General features: G+C 72.5%; 26 protein-coding genes and 1 riboswitch. Of the genes, 10 read left to right on the top strand and 16 right to left on the bottom strand.

Features of this window, described 5'->3' with window-relative positions:
- Positions 1-13: 13 nt before the first annotated feature.
- From ACF1AG_RS24070 to ACF1AG_RS24055, 4 genes are all read right to left on the bottom strand, one after another.
- Complete coding sequence (locus tag ACF1AG_RS24070) at positions 14-382, bottom strand: hypothetical protein (RefSeq protein ID WP_359605899.1); 369 nt, start codon at positions 380-382, stop codon at positions 14-16.
- An 87-nt stretch (positions 383-469) separates the two neighbouring features.
- Positions 470-1,264: an ABC transporter permease gene (locus ACF1AG_RS24065; protein ID WP_359601397.1), complete on the bottom strand. Its 795-nt coding sequence runs from the start codon at positions 1,262-1,264 to the stop codon at positions 470-472.
- Positions 1,261-2,217 (bottom strand): ATP-binding cassette domain-containing protein, encoded by a 957-nt coding sequence (locus ACF1AG_RS24060; RefSeq protein ID WP_391810376.1) that lies wholly within the window; start codon positions 2,215-2,217, stop codon positions 1,261-1,263. The genes ACF1AG_RS24065 and ACF1AG_RS24060 overlap by 4 nt, the downstream gene beginning before the upstream one ends.
- Before the next feature lie 29 nt (positions 2,218-2,246).
- Positions 2,247-2,915, bottom strand: coding sequence for a DUF4097 family beta strand repeat-containing protein (locus ACF1AG_RS24055; protein ID WP_387797760.1), 669 nt, complete (start codon positions 2,913-2,915; stop codon positions 2,247-2,249).
- Positions 2,916-3,139: 224 nt separating this feature from the next.
- On the opposite strand from ACF1AG_RS24055, the gene ACF1AG_RS24050 reads away from it, so the two are divergent.
- Positions 3,140-3,886 (top strand): helix-turn-helix domain-containing protein, encoded by a 747-nt coding sequence (locus tag ACF1AG_RS24050; RefSeq protein ID WP_387797762.1) that lies wholly within the window; start codon positions 3,140-3,142, stop codon positions 3,884-3,886.
- Here ACF1AG_RS24050 and ACF1AG_RS24045 read toward each other — a convergent pair.
- Complete coding sequence (locus tag ACF1AG_RS24045) at positions 3,883-4,068, bottom strand: hypothetical protein (protein ID WP_359601401.1); 186 nt, start codon at positions 4,066-4,068, stop codon at positions 3,883-3,885. The two genes, ACF1AG_RS24050 and ACF1AG_RS24045, sit on opposite strands and share 4 nt — an antisense overlap.
- Positions 4,069-4,341: 273 nt before the next feature.
- Between ACF1AG_RS24045 and ACF1AG_RS24040 the strand changes: the two genes are divergently transcribed.
- On the top strand, positions 4,342-6,420 hold the full coding sequence (locus tag ACF1AG_RS24040) for an AAA family ATPase (protein WP_359601402.1): 2,079 nt from the start codon (positions 4,342-4,344) through the stop codon (positions 6,418-6,420).
- A gap of 176 nt (positions 6,421-6,596) precedes the next feature.
- On the opposite strand, the gene ACF1AG_RS24035 is transcribed toward ACF1AG_RS24040, so the two are convergent.
- The 3 genes from ACF1AG_RS24035 to ACF1AG_RS24025 form a co-directional block, all read right to left on the bottom strand.
- On the bottom strand, positions 6,597-7,286 hold the full coding sequence (locus tag ACF1AG_RS24035; RefSeq protein ID WP_359601403.1) for a copper homeostasis protein CutC: 690 nt from the start codon (positions 7,284-7,286) through the stop codon (positions 6,597-6,599).
- A gap of 94 nt (positions 7,287-7,380) precedes the next feature.
- Positions 7,381-8,058 (bottom strand): maleylpyruvate isomerase family mycothiol-dependent enzyme, encoded by a 678-nt coding sequence (locus tag ACF1AG_RS24030; RefSeq protein WP_391810375.1) that lies wholly within the window; start codon positions 8,056-8,058, stop codon positions 7,381-7,383.
- An 83-nt stretch (positions 8,059-8,141) separates the two neighbouring features.
- Positions 8,142-9,017: an alpha/beta hydrolase gene (locus ACF1AG_RS24025; RefSeq protein ID WP_359601405.1), complete on the bottom strand. Its 876-nt coding sequence runs from the start codon at positions 9,015-9,017 to the stop codon at positions 8,142-8,144.
- A gap of 243 nt (positions 9,018-9,260) precedes the next feature.
- Here ACF1AG_RS24025 and ACF1AG_RS24020 point away from each other — a divergent pair, with 243 nt between their 5' ends.
- The 3 genes from ACF1AG_RS24020 (at position 9,261) to ACF1AG_RS24010 (ending at position 11,993) form a co-directional block, all read left to right on the top strand.
- A complete protein-coding gene (locus ACF1AG_RS24020) occupies positions 9,261-10,160 on the top strand; it encodes a virginiamycin B lyase (RefSeq protein ID WP_359747144.1) in 900 nt (299 codons plus the stop codon).
- 95 nt (positions 10,161-10,255) lie between these two features.
- Positions 10,256-10,918, top strand: a complete 663-nt coding sequence (locus ACF1AG_RS24015) for a hypothetical protein (RefSeq protein ID WP_391810374.1) — start codon at positions 10,256-10,258, stop codon at positions 10,916-10,918.
- A 34-nt stretch (positions 10,919-10,952) separates the two neighbouring features.
- On the top strand, positions 10,953-11,993 hold the full coding sequence (locus ACF1AG_RS24010; protein ID WP_359601440.1) for a GNAT family N-acetyltransferase: 1,041 nt from the start codon (positions 10,953-10,955) through the stop codon (positions 11,991-11,993).
- Position 11,994: 1 nt separating this feature from the next.
- Here ACF1AG_RS24010 and ACF1AG_RS24005 read toward each other — a convergent pair whose 3' ends face one another.
- Both ACF1AG_RS24005 and ACF1AG_RS24000 read right to left on the bottom strand, forming a co-directional pair.
- A complete protein-coding gene (locus ACF1AG_RS24005; RefSeq protein ID WP_359601408.1) occupies positions 11,995-12,276 on the bottom strand; it encodes a DUF4031 domain-containing protein in 282 nt (93 codons plus the stop codon).
- Complete coding sequence (locus ACF1AG_RS24000) at positions 12,273-12,662, bottom strand: hypothetical protein (RefSeq protein ID WP_359601409.1); 390 nt, start codon at positions 12,660-12,662, stop codon at positions 12,273-12,275. Before ACF1AG_RS24000 ends, ACF1AG_RS24005 begins: the two co-directional genes overlap by 4 nt.
- Positions 12,663-12,718: 56 nt before the next feature.
- Between ACF1AG_RS24000 and ACF1AG_RS23995 the strand changes: the two genes are divergently transcribed.
- The 3 genes from ACF1AG_RS23995 (at position 12,719) to ACF1AG_RS23985 (ending at position 15,395) form a co-directional block, all read left to right on the top strand.
- The gene (locus ACF1AG_RS23995; protein ID WP_359601410.1) at positions 12,719-13,654 is read left to right on the top strand and encodes a MurR/RpiR family transcriptional regulator; all 936 of its coding nucleotides are present in this window, start codon (positions 12,719-12,721) and stop codon (positions 13,652-13,654) included.
- An 86-nt stretch (positions 13,655-13,740) separates the two neighbouring features.
- Complete coding sequence (gene murQ, locus ACF1AG_RS23990) at positions 13,741-14,676, top strand: N-acetylmuramic acid 6-phosphate etherase (RefSeq protein ID WP_359601411.1); 936 nt, start codon at positions 13,741-13,743, stop codon at positions 14,674-14,676.
- A gap of 149 nt (positions 14,677-14,825) precedes the next feature.
- Positions 14,826-15,395 carry a hypothetical protein gene (locus ACF1AG_RS23985; protein WP_359601412.1) on the top strand — a complete coding sequence of 190 codons (570 nt, stop codon included), beginning with the start codon at positions 14,826-14,828 and terminating at the stop codon, positions 15,393-15,395.
- A 110-nt stretch (positions 15,396-15,505) separates the two neighbouring features.
- On the opposite strand, the gene ACF1AG_RS23980 is transcribed toward ACF1AG_RS23985, so the two are convergent.
- From ACF1AG_RS23980 to thrC, 6 genes are all read right to left on the bottom strand, one after another.
- A complete protein-coding gene (locus ACF1AG_RS23980) occupies positions 15,506-16,987 on the bottom strand; it encodes an MFS transporter (protein WP_359601413.1) in 1,482 nt (493 codons plus the stop codon).
- 188 nt (positions 16,988-17,175) lie between these two features.
- Positions 17,176-18,303: an NADH:flavin oxidoreductase gene (locus tag ACF1AG_RS23975; RefSeq protein ID WP_391810373.1), complete on the bottom strand. Its 1,128-nt coding sequence runs from the start codon at positions 18,301-18,303 to the stop codon at positions 17,176-17,178.
- A gap of 220 nt (positions 18,304-18,523) precedes the next feature.
- Complete coding sequence (groL, locus tag ACF1AG_RS23970) at positions 18,524-20,146, bottom strand: chaperonin GroEL (protein WP_359601415.1); 1,623 nt, start codon at positions 20,144-20,146, stop codon at positions 18,524-18,526.
- A gap of 393 nt (positions 20,147-20,539) precedes the next feature.
- Positions 20,540-20,743, bottom strand: coding sequence for a cold-shock protein (locus ACF1AG_RS23965; RefSeq protein WP_004986573.1), 204 nt, complete (start codon positions 20,741-20,743; stop codon positions 20,540-20,542).
- 430 nt (positions 20,744-21,173) lie between these two features.
- Entirely contained in the window at positions 21,174-21,449 is a 276-nt protein-coding gene (locus ACF1AG_RS23960; protein ID WP_093554022.1) for a ubiquitin-like small modifier protein 1, read from the bottom strand.
- Between the two features lie 116 nt (positions 21,450-21,565).
- A complete protein-coding gene (gene thrC / locus ACF1AG_RS23955; protein ID WP_359601416.1) occupies positions 21,566-22,855 on the bottom strand; it encodes a threonine synthase in 1,290 nt (429 codons plus the stop codon).
- A 17-nt stretch (positions 22,856-22,872) separates the two neighbouring features.
- Positions 22,873-23,020: riboswitch (SAM riboswitch) on the bottom strand.
- 136 nt (positions 23,021-23,156) lie between these two features.
- Here thrC and ACF1AG_RS23950 point away from each other — a divergent pair.
- Together ACF1AG_RS23950 and ACF1AG_RS23945 are read left to right on the top strand one after the other, a co-directional pair.
- Positions 23,157-24,122 carry a glucosyl-3-phosphoglycerate synthase gene (locus ACF1AG_RS23950; RefSeq protein WP_359601417.1) on the top strand — a complete coding sequence of 322 codons (966 nt, stop codon included), beginning with the start codon at positions 23,157-23,159 and terminating at the stop codon, positions 24,120-24,122.
- 108 nt (positions 24,123-24,230) lie between these two features.
- Complete coding sequence (locus ACF1AG_RS23945) at positions 24,231-25,631, top strand: trehalose-6-phosphate synthase (protein ID WP_359601418.1); 1,401 nt, start codon at positions 24,231-24,233, stop codon at positions 25,629-25,631.
- The last annotated feature ends 146 nt before the right edge of the window (positions 25,632-25,777 follow it).

Here is a 25,777-nt window from a genome sequence, read left to right as displayed (position 1 = left end):
TCGAGGGCGGTCGTCACCCCTGCGGCAGGTTGAACACCAGCGTGATCACGGCCAGCCAGGGGAGCAGCGACAGCCCCGCCAGCCAGAGGCGCGGCACCGCCCAGCGGCGGGTCCGGGGCAGCAGCCACGCGGCCACGCAGGCGGCCACCCCGAGCAGCCCGCCGAGGAACAGGGTCCCGTGCACCACGTCCAGGGCGGTCGTCAGCGCGGTCGAGCAGTCGTCGGGGCCGCAGCTGTCCGTCGCCATGACGGACAGCGCGCCGAACAGCAGCGCGAGCGGGGCGAGCATCACCCCGAGCACGGTGGCGACGGCAGGCGCCACGTACGCACGGGGGTCCCTCTCGTCCCCGTACCGCCGGTCCGGCGAGCTGTTCCGGTTCATACGGCCAGTGAAGCGGCCCCGGTGCGGTGGGCGCACCGGGGCCGCTACTCAATGTGCGGGAGTACTCGTACTCACTCGTGCGCGTGCTCACTTCGGGTCGCGGGCGAAGGAGGCCGTCGACCAGAAGTAGCCGAGCAGCACCAGCGCCACGCACCAGCCCACGGCCAGCCACCCGTTGTGCCCGATCCCGCTGCCGAGCAGCAGCCCGCGGAGGGTCTCGATGGCCGGCGTGAACGGCTGGTACTCGGCGACCGGCCGGAACCACCCCGGCATCCCGTCGACCGGGACGAAGGCGCTGGACAGCAGGGGCAGCAGGATCAGCGGGGTGGCGTTGTTGCTGGCGGCCTCCGCGTTGGGGGCGCCGAGGCCCATGCCGACCGCGATCCAGGTGAGCGCCGTGGCGAACAGCACCAGCAGGCCGAAGGCGGCCAGCCACTCCAGTGCCGTGGCGTCCGTCGAGCGGAAGCCGATCGCCACGGCCACCGCGCCCACGACGACCACGCTGAGGACGGCCTTCAGCACGCTGCCGACCACGTGTCCGACGAGCACCGAGCCGCGGTGGATGGCCATCGTGCGGAAGCGGGCCACGATCCCCTCGGTCATGTCCATCGACACGGACACCGCGGTGCCGATGGCGGTGGAGCCGACGGTCATCAGCAGCAGCCCGGGCACCAGGTAGGCGACGTAGGCGGACCGGCCGCCGCCGCCCAGCCCGGCGCTCATCACGTCGCCGAAGACGTACACGAAGAGCAGGAGCAGCATGACCGGCGTGAGCAGCAGGTTGAGGGTGAGGGACGGGTAGCGCCGGGCGTGCAGCAGGTTGCGGCGCACCATGGTGGACGAGTCGCGCAGGGCGAGGGAGAGGGTCTGCGGGGTGCTCATCGGACGGCCTCCTTGGCGGGAGCGGGGACGGCGGCGCCTTCGGTCAGGGCGAAGAAGACGTCGTCGAGGTCGGGGGTGTGCACGGTCAGCTCGTCCGCCTCCACCCCGGCGGAGTCGAGCCGGTCCAGCACGGCGCGCAGTTCGCGCTGGCTGCCGCCGCTGGGGATGCTCAGGGTCAGCGCCGCGTCGTCCGGGGCGGCCCCGGTCAGGACGGCGGCGGCCGACCGGTAGCCGCCCGGGTCGGTGAAGCGGAGTCGTACGTGCCCGCCCGGGACGAGCCGCTTCAGCTCCTCCGCGGTGCCCTCGGCGGCGATCCGGCCGTCGTGCAGCACGGCGATGCGGTGGGCGAGCTGGTCGGCCTCCTCCAGGTACTGCGTGGTGAGGAAGACGGTCACCCCGCCGTCGACCAGCTCGCGGATGATGCCCCACATGGTGTGACGGGAGCGCGGGTCGAGCCCGATGGTCGGCTCGTCGAGGAAGATGATCCGCGGGTCGCCGACCAGGGTCATGGCGATGTCGAGCCGGCGCTTCATGCCGCCGGAGTACGTGGACGCGGGCTTCTTCGCCGCGTCCGCGAGGTCGAACCGCTCCAGCAGCTCGGCGGCGACCCGCCGGCCCTCCCGGCGGGGCAGATGGTGCAGGTCCGCCATGAGCAGCATGTTCTCCTCGCCGGTGATCAGACCGTCGACGGCGGAGAACTGGCCGGTGACGCCGATCGCGGCCCGCACGGCCTGCGGGTCGGCGGCGAGGTCGTGCCCGCCGACCCTCAGGTCGCCCGCGTCCGCGCCGACGAGCGTGGACAGGATCTTGACGACCGTGGTCTTGCCCGCGCCGTTCGGCCCGAGCAGGGAGAAGACCGTGCCTTCCTCGACGGCGAGATCGACGCCGTCGAGGACGACCTTGTCGCCGTACGCCTTGCGCAGCGCGCTCGCCGCGATGGCATGACCGGTCATGGGTGTCTCCTTCATGGGTGAAGTGGCGGTCACAGGCTGCGGGCGGTGATGTCGCCGTGGGCGGTGGTCGCGTGGACGGTGAGGCCGGCGGCGGCGCCGTCGGTGTTCCTGAGCGTGTTGTGGACCCGGCCGTAACCGGTGTGGGCGTCCAGGGAGGCGGAGACCCCGCGGGCGGCGCCGACGGCGATGTCGCCGTGCTCGGTGCGCAGGGTGACCGTGCCGCGCAGGGCCTCGGTGACGCGGATGTCGCCCTTCCGGACGCTGATCTCGGCGGGCCCTCCCAGACGGCCGACCGAGACGTCGCCCGCGAGAACGGTGAGGCGGGCGCTCGCGGCCTCGTCGAGCTCCACCGGGCCCTGCGCGCCGTCGAGGACGACGTCGCCGAGCCGGCCCTCGCCCCGCAGCTCCGCGCCGGCGGCCTTCGCCTCGACGCGGGAGCCGGCGGGCAGCCGGACGGTGATGTCGACGGATCCCGAGGGGCCGAGAAGCTGGTTCCTCGCCTGCGGGCCGTCGATCCGCAGGATTCCGCCGCGGTACTCGACCCTGGTCTGCTCCGCCGCCTTCGTGTCGCGGCTCTTCGTGGCGTCCACGGGCCGGACCTCGACCACGGTGTCGGTCCGGTCGGCGGCGACGAACCGGACGCGGCCGGCGGCGACGTCGAGGTCGACCGAGACGGGGGCGGGGGTGTCGAACTGCATCGTGCTCCTCCAGACGTCGCTGTTTCTGACACCGGAAACGCTACGTTGCGTTTGAATAACCGACAACGCCTTTGTTGCACGTGAATATTGTTTACGCAGGTCAAACCGCTAATATCGTTGCAACGCACTGAGACGCAACGCAACAGACAGCCCATGGATCGTTGCAATGTAAAGCAGGTGAACGCTATGCTCGCCGCACCCACGGACCACGAAGGAGACCCGCGTTGCCAGGAGGCAGGCTCACTCAGCAGGAGCGGCAGCAGATCGCGTCGGGGCTGGCCGACGGGCTGGCGTACGCGGAGATCGCGCGGCGGCTCGACCGTCCGACCTCGACGGTCACACGGGAGGTCATGCGCAACGGCGGACCCACCGCCTACCGCCCCGAGCTGGCGCAGCGCGCGAGCGAGCAGCGCGCCCACCGGCGCAGGCGCGGCGCGCGGCAGGCGACAGCCGCGCCGGACGCGTACGGGCGGGATCCGGAGGCGGTGCGGGCGTACGAGGAGACCCTCACCACGGTCTTCATCGCCTCGGGCACGCCCCGGATGATGGCCAGGGTCATGGCCTGTCTGACCCTCAGCGACTCCGGCAGCCTCACCGCCTCCGAACTGGCGGAGCGGCTCCAGGTCAGCCCGGCGTCGGTGTCGAAGGCCGTCGCGTTCCTGGAGAGCCAGGACCTGGTGCGCAGGTACCGCGAGGAGGGGGACCGACGGGAGCGCTACGGCTTCGACGAGGACATCTGGTACCAGTCGATGGTCGCCAGCGCCCGGTCCACCGCGCAGGTGGCGGCCGCCTCACGGGAGGGCGTGGCCGTCATGGGGCCCGGCACGCCGGCCGCGACCCGGCTGGAGAACGCCGCGCGGTTCCTGGACTTCGTCGCCAACACCATGCTCAACGCGGTGGAGGAGGCACGCGACGTGCTGTTCGCGAAACCGGGGAGGAACGAACCGGAGGAGAACGAGGGGAAGGGCTAGCGGCGGCGGACGCCGGCCTCGGCGCCGTACTCGCCGAGGAGGATCACGTCGAGGGCCGCGCCGAGGAACACCTTCACGGCGCGCAGGGCGTCACCGACGCGGTGCGGGTGACTGCCCTCGGCCGGGGCGGTGCCGCTCGGGCGGACCGGCGGGCTGGTGGGGTGGACGGTGGCTGCGCTCATGTGTTCATGCTCGCTCCTTGACCCCGGTACGGGCATCGGCCCACGGGACCGAACCGCGGGGCCGCCGCATACACCTGCGGGACGAGCCGTCCCTCTCAAGCAGGACGGGGTCACCCCTAGGGGGTGGGAAAATCGTTTGGACCACCCCCGCCCCACGACCTAGAATCTCCGCTCTCTTCCCGCCTCCCTCACGGAGCGCCGCCGTCCGGACGGAAACCGGCCGGCATTCCTTCCGCGCGGCACACCCGCAGCAGGTCCTTCGGAGGCACCCCCTTGTCCGCGTCCACGCCCGTAGACGAACCCCTGGACGGTACGACCGCCCCGGCCGGCGACCCCCTCGCCCGCGAACGCTCCCACCTCACCGCGTCCCGCGCCGCCCTGCGCGCCATGCGGGAGGACGCGGAGGCGCTCGACATCCGCGACGTGACCGCCAACTGGGTTAACGCGGCCGTCCTCCGGCACCAGATCGACGAGCGGATCAAGGCGCTGGCCGACCTCAGCGACACCCCGCTGTTCTTCGGGCGCCTCGACTATCTGCGCGCGCCGGGCGCGGAGCAGGCGGAGGGCGCGGAGGGAGAACGCTTCTACATTGGGCGCCGCCATGTGCACGACGCGGACGGCGACCCGATGGTGATCGACTGGCGGGCGCCGGTGTCGCAGCCGTTCTACCGGGCGTCCAAGAAGGACCCGATGGACGTCGGGCTGCGCCGCCGCTTCGGCTACACCGGCGGCGACCTCACCGCGTACGAGGACGAGCACCTCTCCGACCCGGCCGAGGCGGCGACCACCAGCAAGCTGCTCCAGCAGGAGATCGAGCGCCCGCGCGTCGGCCCGATGCGCGACATCGTCGCGACGATCCAGCCCGAGCAGGACGAGATCGTACGGTCCGGACTGTCGGGCAGCGTGTGCGTGCAGGGCGGTCCCGGCACCGGAAAGACGGCCGTCGGCCTGCACCGGGTCGCCTACCTGCTCTACGCCCACCGCGAGCGGCTCGCCCGCACCGGCACGCTGGTCGTCGGCCCGAACCGGTCGTTCCTGCATTACATCGAGCAGGTGCTTCCCGCCCTGGGCGAACTCGCCGTGGCCCAGGCCACGGTGGACGACCTGGTGGCGCACGTGGAGGTGCGGGGGGCGGACGACGCGACGGCGGCGACGGTCAAGGGCGACGCGCGCATGGCGGAGGTGCTGCGGCGGGCGCTGTACTCCCACGTGACGATGCCGACGGAGCCCGTCGTGGTGGTGCGCGGATCCCGTCGCTGGCGCGTCCCGGCGTACGAACTCGAGGAGATCCTGCGCCAGTTGCTCGACCGGGACATCCGCTACGGCGCCGCCCGCGAGGCGCTGCCGCAGCGGATCGCGCACGCGGTGCTGGTGCAGATGGAGCGGGCGGGCGAGGCCCCGGACGACCGGGTGCAGGACGCGGTGGCGCGCAACGCGGCGGTGAAGGCCGCGGTGAAAGCGGTGTGGCCGGCCGTCGACCCGGCGAAGCTGGTGCTGCGGCTGCTGGGCGACGCGGAGTTCCTGGCGGAGCACGCGGAAGGGCTGCTCGACGAGCAGGAGCAGAAGGCGGTCCTCCGGGCGAAGCCGGCCCGCTCGGTGAAGTCGGCGAAGTGGACGGCGGCGGACACGGTGCTGATCGACGAGGCGGCGGACCTGATCCGGCGGACGCCGTCGCTCGGCCATGTGGTGCTGGACGAGGCGCAGGACCTCTCCCCCATGCAGTACCGGGCGGTGGGCCGCCGCTGCACGACCGGCTCGGCGACCGTCCTCGGCGACCTGGCGCAGGGCACCACGCCGTGGGCTACGCGCAGTTGGAAGGAGGCGCTGTCCCACCTGGGCAAGCCTGACGCGGTGGTGGAGGAGCTGACGGCGGGCTTCCGTGTCCCCACGGACGTCATCACGTACGCCTCCCGCCTGCTGCCGCACATCGCGCCGGGACTCACCCCGGTCGCCTCGATCCGTGAGAACCCGGGCTTCTTCGAGGTACGCGGCGCGTCGGGCCCGGACGACGTCCTCGCGGCGTGCCGCGAACTGCTCACCCGCGAAGGCTCGGTGGGCCTCATCGCGGCGGACCACCGCGTCCCGGACCTGACGGAAGCCCTGGCCGCGGCGGGCCTGCCGTACGTGTCCCCCGGCGAGGAGACGACGGAGTCCACCCGCCTCACCCTGGTCCCGGCCTCCCTGGCGAAGGGCCTGGAGTACGACTACGTGCTCCTGGACGAACCCCGGGCGATCGTCGACGCGGAACCGGACGAACGCACGGGCCTGCGCCGCCTGTACGTGACGCTGACCCGAGCGGTCTCGGGCCTGATCATCACGCACGGAACCCCGCTGCCGACGCAGCTGACGTAACCCACGCCGCCCCGCGAACGCGCCGCCTGGCCCCCGCGGACACGCCGCGGACGCCGTGCTGCGGCACCGCTCCCCGCTCCCCGCGGGCAGTCGTGCCGCGGGGCGGCACGGGTGGGCGCGGACGGCACCCCGCAAACGCCGGGCTGCGAAAACACCCCCCCGGCGTCAGAGAGGCCTCAGTCCCCCAGCACGCCCCGCCACCGACGCACGGCTTCCGCCGACACCGGCCCGCTCCAACCATCCGGCCGCGCCGCCCCACCGATGTGGAAGGCGTCCACACCCTCGCCCAACAGCCCAGGCACATGCTCCAACCGCAGCCCACCCCCCACCAGCAACTGCTGCCCGTACCCAGGCTCACCACGGCGGCCCGCCTCCGCACACAGCACAGCCAGACCCGAGTCGACCCCCTCCGCCGACCCGGCGGTCAGATACGTGTCCAACCCGGGGAGGTCCGCGAGCTGCTTCCGCAGGGCATCACGGTCCGCCGCATGGTCGATCGCACGGTGGAACGTCCACCGGCACCCCTCCAGCTCACCCGCGACCCGCTCCACCGCCGCCAGGTCCACCTGGCCGTCCGCGTCGAGGAAGCCGAGGACGAACTCCTCCGCCCCCGCCTCCCGCATCTCGCACGCCGCGGCGGCCAGCCGCTCCACCGCGCCCGCCGCGAAACCGTCCGCGAGCCGCAGCATGACCCGGACCGGGATGTCCACGGCCGCGCGGATCGCCGTCACCGTCGCCGCCGCGGGGGTCAGCCCGTCGGCGGCCATGTCGGTGACCAGCTCGAGGCGGTCCGCACCTCCCGCCTGGGCGGCGACGGCGTCCTCGACGTCGAGGGCGATCACCTCCAGGACTGCACGCTTGCTCATGGGGCCCCATTCGTCGGCTAGGAACGGCTCCTACAGGTCTAGTCCAATCCAAGCCTACGCCCGGCCCCGCGCGGGAAGCCCGCCCACCCGCCGCTCAGCCGAAGATGTTCAGCTGAGCCGCGTCCACACCCACCAGCTCGTACGACGCCCCGTCCACCGGGCGCCCCGCGTACAGCCGCACCAGCGTGGGCCCGTCGCCGATGAAGCGCGCCGGCGGCCGTTCCCCGGACGCGTCGCCCAGCCGTACCGGCTCGTCCACGTCGTCCAGGTCGGCATGCAGCGGCACATGCCCCCGCGCACCGGTGACCTGCGCCAGCAGCCGGAGCGCGAGCGGCAGGCCCGAGCCCGCGTACGCCCCCGGCTCGCCGAGCGCGACGCGCACGTCACCGGCGTGCACCCACTCGCCGAGCGCCACCGCGTCCAGCCGCCCGCCCGCCTTCGCGATGACCGGCCCGGCCTCGGTCATCCCGCGGTCCAGTTCGTCGAGGATCTCGGCGTGGGTCCGGCCGGACCGCTCGTCGATGTCCCGCTGGTTGCTCGCGGGCGAGAACACGTCCTTCTCGTACCGGCTCTCCACCACCCGCGACAGCGCCGCCGAACAGTGCGCCAGCAGGTCCCGCACCGTCCAGCCGGGACACGCCGTCACCGGCAGTGCGAAGTCGCCGTCGCCGCGCGCCCGCAGCAGCGGCAGCAGCGCGTCCCGCTCGACGCCCAGCAGCCGTCCCGGCAGTTCGGGGTCCCGTACCTCGTACACATCCGCAGGAGTCGTCATGCGTCCACGCTAGTGGCGGCGCCGCCGCCGGCACGGACATCGCGGCGGAACGGCCGGCGGGAGTCGTTCCCGGCCGGTGTCGGTCACGGTCGGCCGGACGGGTCCGTGAGGTCCGCGACGTCGCTCAGGACCCTGGCCGCGGGCGCCGGGTCGACCAGCCACTTCAGGTGGCTGCCCGGGAGGGTGCGGACGTCGTAGGGGTTGTCCGGCGTCAGCGCGTCGCCCTCGCGGATCAGCCGGTCCTGGAGGGCGAGCGGCATGCTCGCGTCGTCGGCGAGGCGGACGTAGGTCCTCGGGATCGTGCCCCAGGTCGCGGCCTGTGCCCGGTCGGCGGAGGTGCCGACGTCCAGGTTCTCGTCCGGCTGGAAGGTGTTGAGGAAGACCAGGAACTCCTCGTCGGTGCCGTCGGCGAGGAAGGCCGCCTTGAACGCCGCGAGGGCGGCCGGGTCAGCGGTGCGGAAGTTGACGCGGAGCAGGCCGAGTTCGGCGGGGTCCCCGGCCGCCGCCAGGGCCAGCGAGGCGGCGTCGACCTCCGCCATCTCCGGCTCGGCGTAGTAGTCGCCCACGTCGAGCGCGACCGGGCACCACGCCGAGACGTAGACGATGCGGTCGATCAGGTCGGGCCGCGCGTTGGCCGCGGCGGTGGCCGTCATGCCGCCCCGGCTGTGCGAGACGAGGATCACCGGGCCGTTCCGCTTCGCCCGCTCCAGGACGCCGATCAGGTGCGCGGCGTTGTCGGCGAGCGTGACGCCCTTGATCGCGCCGGGCGCGGTGGCGAGCCCTTCGGGGTCCTGCGGCGCCTGGTAGGCGCGGGTGTAGGTGGCCCCGAAACCGTGACCGGGCAGGTCGACGGCGACGGAGCGGTGCCCCAGGAGACCGAGCTCGGCCTGGAGCGGCGCGAAGGAGAACGAGTTGGCGAAGGCCCCGTGGACCAGGACGAACGTCGGCCTGCTGCTCACTGCTTCCGGTCTCCTTCGGGTCGGGAGCCTGCGGGGTGGCGTACGCACGGCAGTTCACGCTCCGGCGGATCACACTACTCACCGGAAGATCACCGGCACCAGCCGTTGTCAGCCCTGCCGTTCGTGAACGTGCCCCGCGTACCCCGTGGCCGGCATCCGCGGCGCGCCGGGGACGAAATGAGGTTGCGTCGGGCGTTGTGTCCGGACAAGGTGCCGGGGTGACCGCCCCCCACGGGAGTTGATGTGCCGTTCCCCCACACCCCCACCGTCACGCAGTTCCGCCTCACGGACGACAAGGCCGGGCCGTACGGCATCGCGGCCGGCCCCGACGGCGCGCTCTGGCTCACCCTCGTGCACCGCGGCAGCGTCGCACGGCTCACCCTCGACGGCGCGTACGAGGAGTACGCCTTGGACGCGGCCGACTGCCGTCCCACGGTCATCGCGGCCGGCCCGGACGGCGCGCTGTGGTTCACCCGCCATCAGGACCACCGGATCGGCCGCGTCACCACGGACGGCGAGGTGACGTCCTTCCCGCTGCCGGTCGCCGACGCCGGTCCGTACGGCATCACGGCGGGGCCCGACGGCGCCATGTGGTTCACGGAGACGACCGGCGACCGCATCGGCCGCGTCACCGTCGACGGGGAGTTCACGGAGTTCGCGCTGCCGGTCGCGGGCGGTTTCCCCTCCGCGATCACCACGGGTCCGGACGGCGCGCTGTGGTTCACGCTGAACGGGGCGAACGCGATCGGCCGGATCACCGTCGACGGTGACACCGCCGTGCATCCCCTGCCCACGGAGGCCGCCGGGCCGGTCGGCATCGCCGCGGACGGCAGGGCGGTCTGGTTCGCCGAGATCCTGGCGGGCCGGATCGGCCGGATCTCGCCGGACGGGCGGATCACGGAGTTCCCGCTCCCCGACCGCTCGGCCGGCCCGCACGCGGTCGTCTCCGCGGCCGACGGCGAGTGCTGGTTCACGGAGTGGGGCACGGGCCGCGTCGGCCGCGTCACGGAGACCGGCGAGATCACCGAGCACGCCCTCCCGGACCCGTCCTCCGAACCCCACGGCATCACCGTGGGCCCGGACGGCGCCCTGTGGTCGGCCCTGGAGACGGGCGGGGTCGCCCGCGTGGAGCGGCTGCCGTGACGCCGTACGCCGAGGATCCCGCCGGCCCCCCGGGAAAACGGTGCGCGCAGGGCTGACGCCGTGACGCAGCGGCCTCGACCGGAAACAATGGGGGCATGGCCGACACCCACGACCTCCGTGACCGTTTCGTCCGTGCCCTCGAAGGGGCCCGGGGGTCCTCGGAGGGTCCTGACCCCGTGCCGTACGCGGAGAACCTGCTCGGGCGTTGGCAGGAGCCGCAGCGGCGGTACCACACCGTCGATCACCTCACCGCGGTCCTGGACCGCGTCGACGAGCTGGCGGACCACGCCGCGGACCCCGACGTCGTACGGCTCGCCGCCTGGTTCCACGACGCCGTCTATCTGCCGGACCGGTCCGAGAACGAGGAGCGGTCCGCCCGGCTCGCCGAGCGCGCGCTGCCGGAGGCGGGGGTGTCCGCGGCGAAGACCGCGGAGGTCGCCCGGCTGGTGCGGCTCACCGTGACGCACGACCCCGCCGACGACGACCGCGACGGCCAGGTGCTCTGCGACGCCGACCTCGCGATCCTCGCCGCCGCGCCGTCGGCGTACGCCGCCTACACAGCCGCCGTCCGCGAGGAGTACCACTTCGTCCCGAACGACGCCTTCCGCGAGGGCCGCGCCGGCGTCCTGCGCCAACTCCTCGGCCTGCGCCGTCTGTTCCGCACCCCGTACGGGCAGGAGCACTGGGAGGCCACCGCCCGGTACAACCTGCGCGCCGAGCTGGAAATGCTGTCGCCCCCGCCCCCGCCCTCCGCCTAGCCTCCCCGTCATGCATGCATCGGGAGCGGAACAGGTGGAGGCCGCCGTCGCGCACGGCGTGGCGGCCCTGGCGACGGTCACCGACCGCGACTGGACGGGGGTCCGGGCGGGACGGCTGGAGTGGGACTGCCGCGAGACGGCGGCGCACGTGGCGAGCGATCTGATCGCGTACGCGGGGCAGCTCGCGGGACGGATGCAGGGAGCGTACGTGCCCTTCGGCATCACGCTTGACGACGACGCCGGCAACTCCGGCGTCCTCCACGCGATCACCACCACCGGCGCCCTCCTCGCCGCCGCCGTCCGCACCGCCCCCCGCTCCGTGCGCGCCTTCCACCCGTTCCCGTTCCGGCACGCGAACCGTGAGGGCTTCGCCGCGATGGGCGTCGCCGAGGTGCTGCTGCACACCCACGACATGGCCGAAGGGCTGGGCATCGTCTACGAACCGCCCGCCGAGCTCTGCGAGTTCGCGCTGACGCGGATCTTCCCGCACGTCCGGCCGGGCCCGTCCCCCTGGCCGACGCTGCTGTGGGCGACGGGCCGAGGCGAGCTGCCGGGGCGGGAGCCGGTCACCGCCTGGCGCTGGTACAACAACCCGGTGCTGCGCTCCGGGCGGCTCGGCCTGGAGGGCGTCACCCCGGCGGTCGCCGCGAGCCTGTCCGTCGCGGGTGACGGCGGCTTCACCTGGGCGGGCGGCGCTCCGGCCGAGGGCACGCGCGTGGGCGCCGGCATCGGCGTCAAGCAGTACGAGGAGGGCACGTACCTCCCGGAGTGGGGGATGTACGTGCTGGTCCGCCGGGAGGACGACCGAGCGGTGGGCGCGATGGGCTTCCACGGCGCGCCCGCCGGCGGCCGGGTGGAGATCGGCTACGACCTGGTCGTGGAGGCGCGCGGGAACGGCTACGCGACGGAGGCGCTGCGCACCCTGTCGGCGTGGGCGCTCGAACAGGACGCCGTGGACACCGTGGTGGCCGTCGTGGAGGAGTCGAACGTGCCGTCGCAGAAGGTCGTGACCCGCGCCGGCTTCACCGAGGTGTCCCGGCAGGAGGGTCACATCACCTACGAGCTGCGCGCCTGACTCACACCTGACGGCCCGTCCGCCCGGCCCCCTTGCGCCGCCGCAGCCCCGCCCCGTGCAGCAGCCGCACCACCTCGCGGCTGCTGACCTCGATGGCGCCCGCGCGCACCGCGTCCGCGTACCGGTGGGCGGGGATGTCGTAGTGGTCGCGCTCGAAGGCGCGGCGGGGCACGCCGAGGCCGGCGGCGAAGTGGTGGAGCTCGGCGTAGGAGACGTCGCTCACCAGGTGGGACCAGAGGCGGCCGTGACCCGGCCAGGCGGGAGGGTCGATGTACACCGTCACGTGGCGTCCGTTTCGCCGAGTCCGCCGACCGCCGCGACGCTCACGCCCGCCTTGTGGCACACCCAGTGCGGGTCGGGGCCCAGTTCCGGCTCGACCTCCAGCGCGTGCGGGTCGCCGCTGCCGCACACCGGGCACAGCGGCCAGCGTCCGTACCGCTCCAGCAGGGCGTCCTGCACGTCCTGCGCGACCAGACCGGCCAGGAAACCGGCGCCCTCCGGCCACTGCTCGACCCACCAGCGGCGGTGCGCGACGGAGTCCTCGACCAGCGACACCACGTCCGCCTCCGCGACCCCGCGCGACATGAGGTCGGCCAGCACGAGGGCGCGTGCCGCGTGCAACGCTTGTTCCAGGGGCGGAGGGGGGCCGGGTGCATGCTGGGGGTCCATGTCCCCATTGTGCGCACTCTTGACCCGGAGCCCGGGGCGAAAATATCTTTCATTTCGTGACCAATGACGTGAAGGAAATTTTCGGGAGCGCCGGCGCCCCACCCGCGCCGCCCGCGCCCGCCGCCCTCGCGGCCAAGGTGCGCACGCTGGCCCCGTCGATGACGCGCTCCATGCAGCGCGTCGCCGAGGCCGTCGCCGACGACCCGGCCGGCTGTGCCGCCCTCACGGTCACCGGCCTCGCCGAGCTGACCGGGACCAGCGAGGCCACCGTCGTCCGCACCGCCCGTCTGCTCGGCTACCCGGGCTACCGCGACCTGCGGCTCGCCCTGGCCGGCCTCGCCGCCCAGCAGCAGTCCGGGCGCGCCCCCGCCATCACCACGGACATCGCGGTGGACGACCCCATCGCCGACGTCGTGGCCAAGCTCGCCTACGACGAGCAGCAGACCCTCGCCGACACCGCCGCCGGACTGGACACCGTCCAGCTCGCCGCCGCCGTGACCGCCCTCGCGAGCGCCCGCCGCACCGATGTGTACGGCGTCGGCGCGTCGGGACTGGTCGCCCAGGATCTCACCCAGAAGCTGCTGCGCATAGGTCTGATGGCGCACGCCCACAGCGACCCGCACCTCGCCGTCACCAACGCGGTGCAGCTGCGCTCCGGCGACGTGGCGATCGCGATCACCCACTCCGGTTCGACCGGAGACGTCATCGAGCCGCTCCGGGTGGCCTTCGAGCGCGGCGCCACGACGGTCGCGGTCACCGGCCGCCCCGACAGCCCCGTCACGCAGTACGCCGACCACGTCCTGACCACGTCCACGGCCCGCGAGAGCGAGCTGCGCCCGGCCGCGATGTCCTCCCGTACGGGCCAACTGCTCGTCGTGGACTGCCTGTTCGTAGGCGTCGCCCAGCGCACCTACGACGCCGCGGCGCCTGCCCTCTCGGCGTCGTACGAGGCGCTGGCGCACCGGCACCGGGCGACCCGCAGGGGCCCGTGAGGGCGGGCCCTGCCGCGCACCGGCCGCGTGCGCGCCCCCGCCCACCCCTTTCCGAGCCGCCGGCCCTGACCGAAAGAACACCGCCCATGACCTCCACCTCGCCCGACCGTGATCTGCGCTCCCAGCTCGAGACCCTGACCACCGAGGCGTACCGGCCGGAGCTGGCGGACGTCGACCGGCTGCCCACGCCGGAGATCGCGCGCCTGATGAACGCCGAGGACGCCACGGTCGCGGGCGCGGTCGCCGAGCAGGTGCCCGCCATCGCCGCCGCGATCGACGCCGTGGCGGAGCGGATGGCGCGCGGCGGCCGGCTGGTCTACGCGGGCGCGGGCACGGCGGGGCGGCTGGGCGTGCTGGACGCCTCCGAATGCCCGCCCACCTTCAACACGGACCCGGCGCGGGTCGTCGGCCTGATCGCGGGCGGTCCTGAGGCCATGGTGAACCCGGTCGAGGGCGCCGAGGACTCCACCGAGCTGGCCGAGTCCGACCTCGCCGCGCTCGGCCTCACCGCCGACGACACGGTGGTCGGCATCTCCGCCTCCGGCCGCACCCCGTACGCGGTCGGCGCGGTCGCGTACGCCCGGAGGCACGGGGCGCTCACCGTGGGACTGTCGTGCAACCGGGGCAGCGCGCTCGCGGCGGCGGCCGAGCACGGCATCGAGGTGGTCGTGGGCCCGGAGTTCCTCACCGGCTCCACCCGCCTCAAGGCCGGCACGGCGCAGAAGCTCGTGCTGAACATGATCTCGACGATCACGATGATCCGGCTCGGCAAGACGTACGGGAACCTGATGGTCGACGTGCGCGCCTCCAACGAGAAGCTGCGCGCCCGCTCCCGCCGGATCGTCGCCCAGGTCACGGGCGCCGACGACGAGGCCGTGGAGCGCGCCCTCGCCGCCACGGACGGCGAGGTCAAGAACGCGATCCTGGTGCTGCTGGCGGGGGTGGACGGGCCGACGGCGGCCCGGCTCCTGGACGAGGCCGGCGGACATCTGAGGGCGGCGCTGTCCCACGCGGACGGGTGAGGGGCGGCCCCTCATCTCTTCCCCGTCCCTTCGACAGCCGTCCGTCCGACCATGCGTCGTGGGGCCTGGCCGTCGCGGCCCCCGGGGCACCCTGGCCGCGCTTCGTGGTGCACGCTGGGAACACCGGCCCCACCGACACGGAGACCACCATGAACCACGCACAGCTCACCGCCCTCGGCCGGGCGCTGCGTGTGCTCGGTGAGCACGGCGAGGCGCTCTCCGCCGACACCCCGGACGCCCGGCTGCACGAGGTGCGCGACGACCTGCGGCGGGCGCTGGACCTGCTGGAGGACACCGTCACCACGGCGCCGCCCAGCACGCGCTGCGCCGAGCACCCCACGGGGCCGGTCGACGAGAGCGCCCCGGACCTGTGCCTGCTCTGCGAGACCCGGCGCCGCGCCGCCCGCCGCGCCGAGTTCAACGGCCCGGCCCCGCAGGCCCGCCCCGCCGATCCCGCCCCCTCGCGTTACGGGGTGCGCGGCGACCGCCCGCAGCCGCAGCAGCGCTGGCTGCCGGAGATGTGGAACGGCCAGGCGTGGCAGCTGTGCGGCACCCCGCGCCGCGACCGGCGCGAGGCGGAACTCTTCGTCAAGGCCCAGCTCCGCACGGCCCGCCCGGCGATGGCCTACCGCGTCGTCCACGAGTTCACCGACTACGAGGTCCTCCGCGTCTGGGGCAACCCGGTCCACGTGGACATCGAACCGATGGGGAACATCTGAGCCGTCTCCCCCCGGCAGCGGGACGGCGGCCACCCTCCCGATGCCCTGGGGACGGTGGCCGCCGTTTCGTCCGGGCGCCGGCGAGTACTCCGCTCACCCGCCCGCAGCCGTCACGCCTTCGCCGGCTCCGCGGCCTCGGCCGCACCCTCGGTGACGGGTGACTCCGCCCCGGCGGCGCCCCGCCGGCTCGGGATGAACGCCGCCACCACGAAGCCCAGCAGCGCCGCGCCCGCGCCGAGGGCGAGGACCGTGCGGAAGGCGTCCTCGGACGGCAGCGCGTACGGGCCGAACCGCGTGGTCAGCTGCGCCAGCACCACGCCGGCGACCGCGCTCGCCACGGAGGTGCCGATGGAGCGCATCAACGTGTTGAGGCTGTTCGCGGCGCCCGTCTCGGAGGCGGGCACGGCGCTCATGATCAGGGTCGGCATGGCGCCGTAGCAGAAGCCGATGCCGGCGCCGATGACGCAGGACGCCAGCACGAAGTGCCAGACCTCGCTCATCAGCGCGACGTTCAGCCCGTAGCCCGCGGCCACGATCAGCGCGCCGATCATCAGTGTCGCCTTCGGCCCCCGCGCGCGGGAGACCAGCGCCGAGACGGGGGCCAGCGCCATCATCACCAGGCCGGACGGCGCCATGACCAGACCGGCGCTCAGCAGCGACTGGCCGAGGCCGTAGCCGGTCCGCTCCGGCAGCTGCAGAACCTGCGGGATGACCAGCGACATGGAGAACATCGCGAAGCCGATCGCCACGGAGGCGAGGTTGGTGATCAGCACCTGGGGGCGGGCGGTGGTGCGCAGGTCCACCAGGGGGCGCTCGGTGCGCAGCTCGAAGAAGCCCCAGCCGAGCAGGACGACCACGGCCGCGGCGAACAGGACCAGCGTGGTGCCGTCGGTCCAGCCCCAGTCGCCGCCCTTGGATATCGCCAGCAGGAGGCAGATCAGTCCGGCCGCCATGCCGGCTGCGCCCACCACGTCGAACCGCCCGCCGGTCCGCACCTTCGACTCGGGCACCAGCGCGACGACCAGCAGGAGCGCGACGACGCCGAGCGCGGCGGAGGTCCAGAACAGCGCGTGCCAGTCGAAGTTGTCGGCGATCAGCGCGGCCAGCGGCAGGCCGAGCGCGCCGCCGACGCCGAGCGAGGCACTGATCATCGCGGTGGCGGAGCCGAGCCGCTCCGCGGGGAGTTCGTCGCGCAGGATGCTGATGCCCAGCGGGATGACGCCGGACGACAGGCCCTGGAGGGCACGGCCCACGATCATCGGGGTGAGGCTGTCGCTGAGTCCGGCGACGACGGAGCCGACGACCAGCATGGCCATGCTGAGCAGCAGCATGCGCCGCTTGCCGTACATGTCGCCGAGCCGGCCCATCACGGGCGTGGCGACGGCGGCGGCCAGCAGCGTGGCGGTGACGGCCCAGGCCGCGTCCGACGCCGAGGCGTTCAGGTACTGCGGCAGTCGCCCCACGATCGGGATCACGAGCGTCTGCATCAGCGAGACCACGATCCCGCTGAGCGCCAGCACGGGTACCACGGCGCCCGCCCTCGGCGGCGCGGCGGTGCCGGTCGTGACGGATTCTTCGGGTGCGTCGGACATGAGGGAGGTCTCCGGAAGAGTCTGCTCTGCTTGACTCAGGCAACTTTATGCTCCTTGATTGACGCAAGCAAATGAAAAATGCGTGACAGTCGCATGACATGAAGTACGCAGCACGAAGGCGCGGCACCCCGCTGACCGGGGATGCCGCGCCTCGGCCCGCGCCGGGCCCGGACTCGGCCGAGCTCAGCTCAGCTCAGCGACTTCAGCGACGCCGCGTCGTAGGAGCTCAGCTCGTCGAGGCGGCCGGCCAGCACCTTCGCCGCCCACTCCGGGTCCTGGAGGACCGCACGGCCCACCGCGACCATGTCGAACTCGTCGCGCTCCAGGCGGTCGAGAAGGTCGTCGATGCCCCGCAGCCCGGCGCCCTCGCCGAGGAAGGCGCGGCCGAACTCGCCGTCCAGGCCGACCGATCCGACCGTGATCGCGGGTCGGCCGGTCAGCTTGCGGGTCCAGCCGGCCAGGTTGAGGCCGGAGCCGTCGAACTCGGGGAGCCAGTAGCGGCGGGTGGACGCGTGGAAGGCGTCGACGCCGGCCGTGGCGAGCGGGGCGAGGACCGCCTCCAGCTCCTGCGGGGTCTCGGCGAGCCGGGCGCCGTAGTGGTCGGCCTTCCACTGCGAGAAGCGGAAGACCACCGGAAAGCCGGGAGACACGGCCGAACGCACCGCCTGCACGATCTCGACGGCGAACCGGGTGCGGGCCACCGGGTCACCGCCGTAGGCGTCGGTACGGCGGTTGGTCCCGGCCCACAGGAACTGGTCGACGAGGTAGCCGTGGGCGCCGTGCAGCTCCACGCCGTCGAAGCCGATGCGCTCGGCGTCGGCGGCCGTCTTCGCGAACGCCGCCACGACGTCGTCGATGTCGGCCTGGGTCATCTCCCTGCCACCCTCGGTGCCGTCCAGGCGCAGCCCCGACGGGCCGACCGGCGGCGCCTCCGGGAAGGGCGGCTTGCCCTCCTCGCGGACCATGCCGACGTGCCACAGCTGCGGCATGATGCGACCCCCGGCCGCGTGCACCGCCTCCGCGACCTTCGCCCAGCCGGCCAGCTGCTCCTCCCCGTGGAACCGGGGGATCCGGTCGCTGACGCCGGCGGACGGGTGGTCGACGTACGTGCCCTCGGTGACGATCAGCCCGACCCCGGCGGCGGCCCGGCGCGCGTAGTACGACGCGACGTCCTCCCCCGGCACGCCGCCCGGCGAGAACTGGCGGGTCATGGGCGCCATGACGATGCGGTTGGGCACGGTCAGCCCGTTCAGGGCGACCGGTCGGGCCAGGACATCGGCGGCACGTCCGGTGGCCTCGGAGGCGGCGACGGTCATAAGGAGAACTCCTCGCGGATACTCGACGGTATGTGTACGTGCATACAAAGCACTCCTCGTCGAACCCGCGGGTGGCGGTGAGCATTCCCGCCGCCTCCCCGCCCGTGCCCGTGACACCCGTCACCTTCGGGGCGCCCGGACACGCCGGAGGGCGGCACCCCCCTGTGCGGGGAGTGCCGCCCTCCGTACCTCGGACGGGTCCGAGCCTGACGGGTCAGGCTCAGAAGTCCATGTCACCGCCCGGCATGCCGCCGCCGGCCGGGGCCGCGGCCTTCTCCGGCTTGTCGGCGATGACGGCCTCGGTGGTGAGGAACAGCGCGGCGATCGACGCGGCGTTCTGCAGCGCGGAGCGCGTCACCTTGGCCGGGTCGATGATGCCTTCGGCGATCATGTCGACGTACTCGCCGGTCGCGGCGTTCAGACCGTGGCCGACCGTGAGGTTGCGGACCTTCTCCACGACGACGCCGCCCTCGAGACCACCGTTGACGGCGATCTGCTTCAGCGGGGCCTCCAGGGCGAGCTTCACGGCGTTGGCGCCGGTCGCCTCGTCACCCTCGAGCTCCAGCTTCTCGAACACCTGGGAGGCCTGCAGCAGGGCCACGCCACCACCGGCGACGATGCCCTCCTCGACGGCCGCCTTGGCGTTGCGCACGGCGTCCTCGATGCGGTGCTTGCGCTCCTTGAGCTCCACCTCGGTGGCGGCGCCGGCCTTGATGACCGCGACACCGCCGGCGAGCTTCGCCAGGCGCTCCTGCAGCTTCTCGCGGTCGTAGTCCGAGTCGCTGTTCTCGATCTCGGCGCGGATCTGGTTCACGCGGCCCTGGACCTGGTCGGCGGAGCCGGCGCCGTCCACGATGGTGGTCTCGTCCTTGGTGATGACCACCTTGCGGGCCTTGCCCAGCAGGTCGAGGGAGGCGTTCTCCAGCTTGAGGCCGACCTCCTCGGAGATGACCTCGCCGCCCGTGAGGATGGCGATGTCGCCGAGCATGGCCTTGCGGCGGTCGCCGAAGCCCGGGGCCTTGACGGCGACGGACTTGAAGGTGCCGCGGATCTTGTTGACGACCAGGGTCGACAGGGCCTCGCCCTCGACGTCCTCGGCGATGATCAGCAGCGGCTTGCCCGACTGCATGACCTTCTCCAGGAGCGGGAGCAGGTCCTTGACGTTGGAGATCTTGGAGTTGGCGATCAGGATGTACGGGTCGTCGAGGACGGCCTCCATACGCTCCATGTCGGTGGCGAAGTACGCCGAGATGTAGCCCTTGTCGAAGCGCATACCCTCGGTGAGCTCCAGCTCCAGACCGAAGGTCTGGGACTCCTCGACGGTGATGACGCCTTCCTTGCCGACCTTGTCCATGGCCTCGGCGATGAGCTCACCGATCTGGACGTCGGCGGCGGAGATGGAGGCCGTGGAAGCGATCTGCTCCTTGGTCTCGACATCCTTCGCCTGCTCCAGCAGGGCGGCGGAGACGGCCTCGACGGCCTTCTCGATACCGCGCTTCAGGGCCATCGGGTTGGCGCCGGCGGCGACGTTGCGCAGGCCCTCCTTGACCAGGGCCTGGGCGAGAACGGTCGCCGTGGTCGTACCGTCACCGGCGACGTCGTCCGTCTTCTTGGCGACTTCCTTGACCAGCTCGGCGCCGATCTTCTCGTACGGGTCCTCGAGCTCGATCTCCTTGGCGATGGAGACACCATCGTTGGTGATCGTGGGGGCGCCCCACTTCTTCTCGAGGACGACGTTGCGGCCCTTGGGGCCGAGCGTCACCTTCACGGCGTCCGCGAGCTGGTTCATGCCGCGCTCGAGGCCGCGCCGCGCCTCCTCGTCGAACGCGATGATCTTGGCCATGTGAAGTGGTCCCTCCAGGACTGGGGGTGATTCCTTCGGACCGCGCCCGCGCCCGCGACGGACGGCTCGCCGGCCGTGTGGTTCCTTGCCCCACGTGACCTGGCGGGCCTCACCGACCCGGTCCTTCGTTGTCACTCTCACCTTCAGAGTGCTAACGCCAATGATTAGCACTCGACCCCCGAGAGTGCAAGGCGCGCTCGCGGAGCGGCGGCAAGTTCGAGGGGCTCCCGAGGGGCCTGCGAGCCAGTGGCGCCAAGGGCTCACGTCCACGCTCAGCCTCGGGCGAACACGGCGCGCGCGGCGCGTGCGCCTAGGACATGACGAAGGGCCCGCACCCCGGAGGGTGCGGGCCCTGTCGCCGGCAGAAGATGTCGCGTGCTGCTGGTAGCGCGTTCAGGCGGTGACGCGAACCATGTCGGCCTGCGGGCCCTTCTGACCCTGCGAGATCTCGAACTCGACCCGCTGGCCCTCTTCAAGGGTGCGGTAGCCGTCCATCTGGATCGCGCTGTAGTGGACGAAAACATCCGCACCACCGTCGACCGCGATGAAGCCGTACCCCTTCTCCGCGTTGAACCACTTGACGGTGCCCTGAGCCATGCCTAACTCCCCTATTACTGGCCCTTGCACAGATCCACACTTCGCGGACCCGGGTCAGACCTCACCCCCCAACGGTTGGGGGCGTGCGCCGGAACGCGTCGACCGCGGCTGAATGTATCTGTCCAACTGCCGTCTGCAACAGGTCAATCGGACGAGAAATCTGGACGCCACCGGTCCGGAATGTGGCAAGAATTCGCCAGAATTCAGGGCAAGTCGGGCCGGGCAAAGGAGACAAAAGCCGCGAAAGGAGCCCGCACTTTGGCTACATCCAGTCGGGTCTGCGGCAGGAATTCGTGATTCTCGATCAATGGATCGGGAGCGCGTTCCCCAACTCTACCGCGCTCAATCCCATGGAATTGCCCCCTCCGGATCTCTCACGGAGGGGGCAATGCCCCAAACGCTCGGTAACGGTCATTACCGAAGGTAATGATCAGCCTCCGGCGACTGCCGGGATGATCGAGACGCCGGCGCCCTCCGGGGTGGCCGTCTCCAGCCCCTGCTCGAAGCGCACGTCGTCGTCGTTGACGTACACGTTCACGAACCGGCGCAGCTTGCCCTGGTCGTCCAGGACGCGCGCGGCGATGCCGGTGTGGTTCTTCTCGAGGTCCTGGATGACCTCGCCCAGGGTGGCCCCCTCGGCGGCCACCTCGGCCTTGCCCCCGGTGTAGGTGCGCAGAATGGTAGGAATACGAACGGTAACGCTCACTTTGAACCTCCGGTCAGGTGACAACGTCAGGGGCGCGGGGCTGTGTCGGATTCGCGGCTGCCGCCGCGCGGGCGCGAACAGCCCTCACCGGCCCGCGGACGGCGGCGAAGCGGCTCTCAGACGAGCCCGGCCTCACGGAACGACTCGAGACTGGGCCGAATCGTCGCCGTGAGTCCCGTCCCCGCCACAGCGTCCAGCGTCTTGAGCCCGTCGCCGGTGTTCAACACCACCGTGGTGAGGGACGGATCCAGCACGCCGTCCTCGATCAGCTTCTTCGTCACGCCGACCGTGACCCCGCCCGCGGTCTCCGCGAAGATCCCCTCGGTCCGCGCCAGCAGCTTGATCGCGTCGACCACCTGCGCGTCCGTGACGTCCTCCACCGCGCCGCCCGTGCGACGCGCGATGTCCAGCACGTACGGCCCGTCCGCCGGGTTGCCGATCGCCAGCGACTTGGCGATCGTGTCCGGCTTCTGCGGGCGGACGACGTCGTGCCCGGCCTTGTACGCCGTGGAGACCGGCGAGCACCCCTGCGCCTGCGCACCGAAGATCTTGTACGGCTTGTCCTCGACGAGCCCGAGCCTGATCAGCTCCTGGAGCCCCTTGTCGATCTTCGTGAGCTGCGAGCCGGAGGCGATCGGGACGACGATCTGGTCCGGGAGCCGCCAGCCGAGCTGTTCGCAGACCTCGTACGCGAGGGTCTTCGAGCCCTCGGCGTAGTACGGCCGGAGGTTGACGTTGACGAAGCCCCAGCCCTCGCCGGCCGGGTCGCCGATCAGCTCGGAGCAGAAACGGTTCACGTCGTCGTAGTTGCCCTCGATGCCGACGAGCTCGCCGCCGTAGACGGCGGCCATGACGATCTTGCCCTGCTCCAGGTCGTGCGGGATGAACACGCAGGAGCGGAAGCCGGCCCGGGCGGCGGCGGCGCCGACCGCGCCGGCCAGGTTGCCGGTGGAGGAGCAGGACAGCGTGGTGAAGCCGAAGGCGCGCGCGGCCTCCAGGGCCTGGGCGACGACCCGGTCCTTGAAGGAGTGCGTGGGGTTGCCGGAGTCGTCCTTGACGTAGAGGCCGCCGGTGACGCCCAGCTCGCGGGCGAGGTTGTCGGCCTGGACGAGCTTGGTCCAGCCCGGGTTCAGGTTGGGCTTGGTCGCCACGTCCGCGGGGACGGGCAGCAGCGGCGCGTAACGCCAGATGTTCGCGGGGCCCGCCTCGATGCGCTTGCGGAGCTCCTCGGTGTCGTACCCGGAGAAGTCGTAGGCGATCTCGAGCGGGCCGAAACACTCCTCGCAGGCGAAGACCGGGCCGAGAGGCACACGGTGGCCGCACTCGCGGCAGGACAGCGCGGCGGCGGGACCCAGGTCTACGGAGTTCGCGGTGTCGGTGGTGCTTGCAACAGTCTGCACAGCCATGGAGGCGAGGCCCTTTCTCCTCATCTTCCTCACGACGCACTTCGCCATGAGACGGATTTGGCACCTTCCCTAGCCGGGAGCCTCGCCACGTCCGCGTGACAGGAACCGACTGGAGGGTTGCCGGGGCTTCATCGGGCCGTGTCCCTCTGCCCCTCTGGATGAGCGGTGTTCAGTTGTGCGCCGTGCGACCCCGAGATGCGGGGTCCGTCGGCGTTGTTCAAGACTGTAACCGAAGGCCCGGACGGCGTAGAGAGCCGTCCGAACCCCGAGATGGATCACCGGCCAGTGAGGAGCCCGGACCGTGCTGGAAGAAGTCGAGCGCTGGCTGATCGAGCGCTCCTGGTCGGTGGCCGACCGGCCTCTGCACCGGATCCTGGCGGCGAAACGGGCCGCGGGGCAGTCGGTGAGCGTGGTGCTCCCCGCGCTCGACGAGGAGGCCACGGTCGGCGACATCGTCTCCGTCATCCGGCACGACCTGGTGCTCCAGGTGCCGCTGGTCGACGAGGTGGTGGTGATCGACTCCGGCTCCACCGACCGCACCGCCGAGGCGGCCGCGGCGGCGGGCGCGCGGGTGGTGCACCGGGACGCGATCCTGCCCCGGATACCGGCCGTTCCCGGCAAGGGCGAGGTGCTCTGGCGGTCGCTGCTGGTCACGCGCGGCGACATCGTGTGCTTCGTCGACGCCGACCTCCGGGACTTCTCCTCCGACTTCGTCACCGGCATCGTCGGCCCGCTGCTCACCGACCCCGGTATCCAGCTCGTCAAGGCCATGTACGACCGGCCGATGACGCTGGCCGACGGGAGCACCACCGGCGCGGGCGGGCAGGGCGGCCGCGTCACGGAGCTGATGGCCCGCCCGCTGCTCAACATGCACTGGCCGCAGCTCGCCGGGTTCGTGCAGCCGCTGGGCGGCGAGTACGCGGCTCGCCGCAGCCTCCTGGAACAGCTCCCGTTCCCCGTCGGGTACGGCGTCGAACTGGGCATGCTGGTCGACGCCCTGCACCTGGTGGGCCTGGACGCGCTGGCCCAGGTGGACGTGGGCGTGCGCAAGCACCGCCACCAGGACGGACAGGCGCTCGGCCGGATGGCCGCCGCGATCTACCGCACCGCGCAGCTGCGGCTGGCCCGCGCGCACCTGCTGCGGCCGTCGCTGACCCAGTTCGAGCGCGCCGGGGACGGCTTCGAGCCCCGCACGTACTCGGTGGACACCGAGGAACGGCCGCCGATGAGGGACATCGCGGAGTACATGGCACGCCGGGTGGCCTGAGCCTGTCGGCCGGCCCGACGCGGCCGCGTGGCCTGACCTCGTCCACCCCCGGCCGGTGTGACGCACCGGCACGTTTGAGGCCCGGGGGGCCGGGCTAGGTTGAGGCGTATGGCTTCAAGCTTCGGTGCAGCTCAGGTGCTGGTCGCCTCCAACCGGGGGCCCGTGTCGTACGCGGTGGCGGACGACGGTTCGCTGAGGAGCAAGCGGGGCGGCGGGGGACTGGTCTCCGGCCTCTCGGCCATCGGCCCCGAGTCGGGCGCCCTGTGGGTGTGCTCGGCACTGTCCGACGGCGACCGCGAGGCCGTGCGGCGCGGCGTCGGGGCGGACGGCGTGCGGATGCTCGACATCCCGGCGGACGTGCACGCGGACGCGTACAACGGCATCGCGAACTCGGTGCTGTGGTTCGTCCACCACATGCTGTACCAGACGCCGCTGGAGCCGGTGTTCGACGCGGAGTTCCGCAGCAGGTGGGCGTCCTACGAGACGTACAACCGCGCGTTCGCGGAGGCGCTGGCCGAGGAGGCCGCCGAGGGGGCCGCCGTCCTGGTGCAGGACTACCACCTGACCCTGGTCCCCGGCATGCTCCGCGAGCTGCGCCCCGACCTGCGCATCGGGCACTTCTCGCACACGCCGTGGGCGCCGCCCGAGTACTTCGCGATGCTGCCCGACGACATCGCGCGGCAGGTGCTGCGCGGCATGCTCGGCGCCGACCGGCTCGGCTTCCTCACCCGCCGCTGGGCGGACGCGTTCACCGCGTGCTGCGAGCGGTTCGCCGGCGGGCTCGGCGACACCCGGGTCGGCGTGCACGGCCTGGGCGCCGACGCGGACTTCCTGCGCGCGCGCTCGCACGAGGCGGACGTCGACGAGCGGATGACCGCGCTGAAGGAGGAGATCGGCGAGGGGCGCCGGACGATCGTCCGCGTCGACCGCACCGAGCTGTCCAAGAACATCGTGCGCGGCCTGCTGGCGTACCGGCAGCTGCTGGACGACCGGCCCGAGTGGCGCGAGCGCGTGGTGCACGTCGCCTTCGCCTACCCGTCCCGGCAGGACCTCGCCGTCTACCGCGACTACACGGCCGAGGTGCAGCGGCTCGCCGAGGAGATCAACGACCGGTACGGCACGCCCGGCTGGCGGCCGGTCGTCCTGCACGTCAAGGACGACTTCGCCCGCTCCCTGGCCGCGTACCGGCTGGCCGACGTCGCCCTCGTCAACCCCATCCGCGACGGTATGAACCTGGTCGCCAAGGAGGTCCCGGTGGTCTCCGACGCGGGCTGCGCCCTGGTGCTGTCCCGCGAGGCCGGCGCCCACGAGGAGCTGGGCGAGGACGCGATCACCGTCAACCCGTACGACGTCGTGCAGACGGCCGAGGCCCTGCACGAGGCGCTGTCCATGCGCCCCGAGGACCGAACGGAGCGCAGCAAGCGGCTGGCCGCGGCGGCGACGGCGCTGCCACCGGCACGGTGGTTCCTGGACCAGCTGGAGGCGCTGCGTGGCGGAACCGGGCGCTGACCTGCGGACCCGCCGGCGGGCATTCCACGGACCCCGGCGCCGTGCGGCCGGCCTGCCCTGGCGCGGCCCGGCAGGTCCGGCAGGTCCGGCCCCGACCGGAACGGCCCCTCGCGCAGGGGTTGCATGCGGCAGGCGTGGATAGGTTG

This window comes from Streptomyces sp. NPDC014764 (assembly GCF_043082785.1).
In the GTDB taxonomy this organism is placed as follows: domain Bacteria; phylum Actinomycetota; class Actinomycetes; order Streptomycetales; family Streptomycetaceae; genus Streptomyces; species Streptomyces althioticus.
The sequence above is the reverse complement of the archived record's forward strand: the minus strand, read 5'-3'. Positions and strand labels throughout refer to the sequence as shown.

What these genes read in the sequence shown, in the direction of transcription:
- ACF1AG_RS24070 (WP_359605899.1), bottom strand. Translation starts at nt 382, where the DNA reads ATGAACCGGAACAGCTCGCCGGACCGGCGGTACGGGGACGAGAGGGAC.
- ACF1AG_RS24065 (WP_359601397.1), bottom strand. Translation starts at nt 1,264, where the DNA reads ATGAGCACCCCGCAGACCCTCTCCCTCGCCCTGCGCGACTCGTCCACC.
- ACF1AG_RS24060 (WP_391810376.1), bottom strand. Translation starts at nt 2,217, where the DNA reads ATGACCGGTCATGCCATCGCGGCGAGCGCGCTGCGCAAGGCGTACGGC.
- ACF1AG_RS24055 (WP_387797760.1), bottom strand. Translation starts at nt 2,915, where the DNA reads ATGCAGTTCGACACCCCCGCCCCCGTCTCGGTCGACCTCGACGTCGCC.
- ACF1AG_RS24045 (WP_359601401.1), bottom strand. Translation starts at nt 4,068, where the DNA reads ATGAGCGCAGCCACCGTCCACCCCACCAGCCCGCCGGTCCGCCCGAGC.
- ACF1AG_RS24035 (WP_359601403.1), bottom strand. Translation starts at nt 7,286, where the DNA reads ATGAGCAAGCGTGCAGTCCTGGAGGTGATCGCCCTCGACGTCGAGGAC.
- ACF1AG_RS24030 (WP_391810375.1), bottom strand. Translation starts at nt 8,058, where the DNA reads ATGACGACTCCTGCGGATGTGTACGAGGTACGGGACCCCGAACTGCCG.
- ACF1AG_RS24015 (WP_391810374.1), top strand. Translation starts at nt 10,256, where the DNA reads ATGGCCGACACCCACGACCTCCGTGACCGTTTCGTCCGTGCCCTCGAA.
- ACF1AG_RS24000 (WP_359601409.1), bottom strand. Translation starts at nt 12,662, where the DNA reads ATGGACCCCCAGCATGCACCCGGCCCCCCTCCGCCCCTGGAACAAGCG.
- murQ (WP_359601411.1), top strand. Translation starts at nt 13,741, where the DNA reads ATGACCTCCACCTCGCCCGACCGTGATCTGCGCTCCCAGCTCGAGACC.
- ACF1AG_RS23985 (WP_359601412.1), top strand. Translation starts at nt 14,826, where the DNA reads ATGAACCACGCACAGCTCACCGCCCTCGGCCGGGCGCTGCGTGTGCTC.
- ACF1AG_RS23980 (WP_359601413.1), bottom strand. Translation starts at nt 16,987, where the DNA reads ATGTCCGACGCACCCGAAGAATCCGTCACGACCGGCACCGCCGCGCCG.
- ACF1AG_RS23975 (WP_391810373.1), bottom strand. Translation starts at nt 18,303, where the DNA reads ATGACCGTCGCCGCCTCCGAGGCCACCGGACGTGCCGCCGATGTCCTG.
- groL (WP_359601415.1), bottom strand. Translation starts at nt 20,146, where the DNA reads ATGGCCAAGATCATCGCGTTCGACGAGGAGGCGCGGCGCGGCCTCGAG.
- ACF1AG_RS23965 (WP_004986573.1), bottom strand. Translation starts at nt 20,743, where the DNA reads ATGGCTCAGGGCACCGTCAAGTGGTTCAACGCGGAGAAGGGGTACGGC.
- thrC (WP_359601416.1), bottom strand. Translation starts at nt 22,855, where the DNA reads ATGGCTGTGCAGACTGTTGCAAGCACCACCGACACCGCGAACTCCGTA.
- ACF1AG_RS23945 (WP_359601418.1), top strand. Translation starts at nt 24,231, where the DNA reads ATGGCTTCAAGCTTCGGTGCAGCTCAGGTGCTGGTCGCCTCCAACCGG.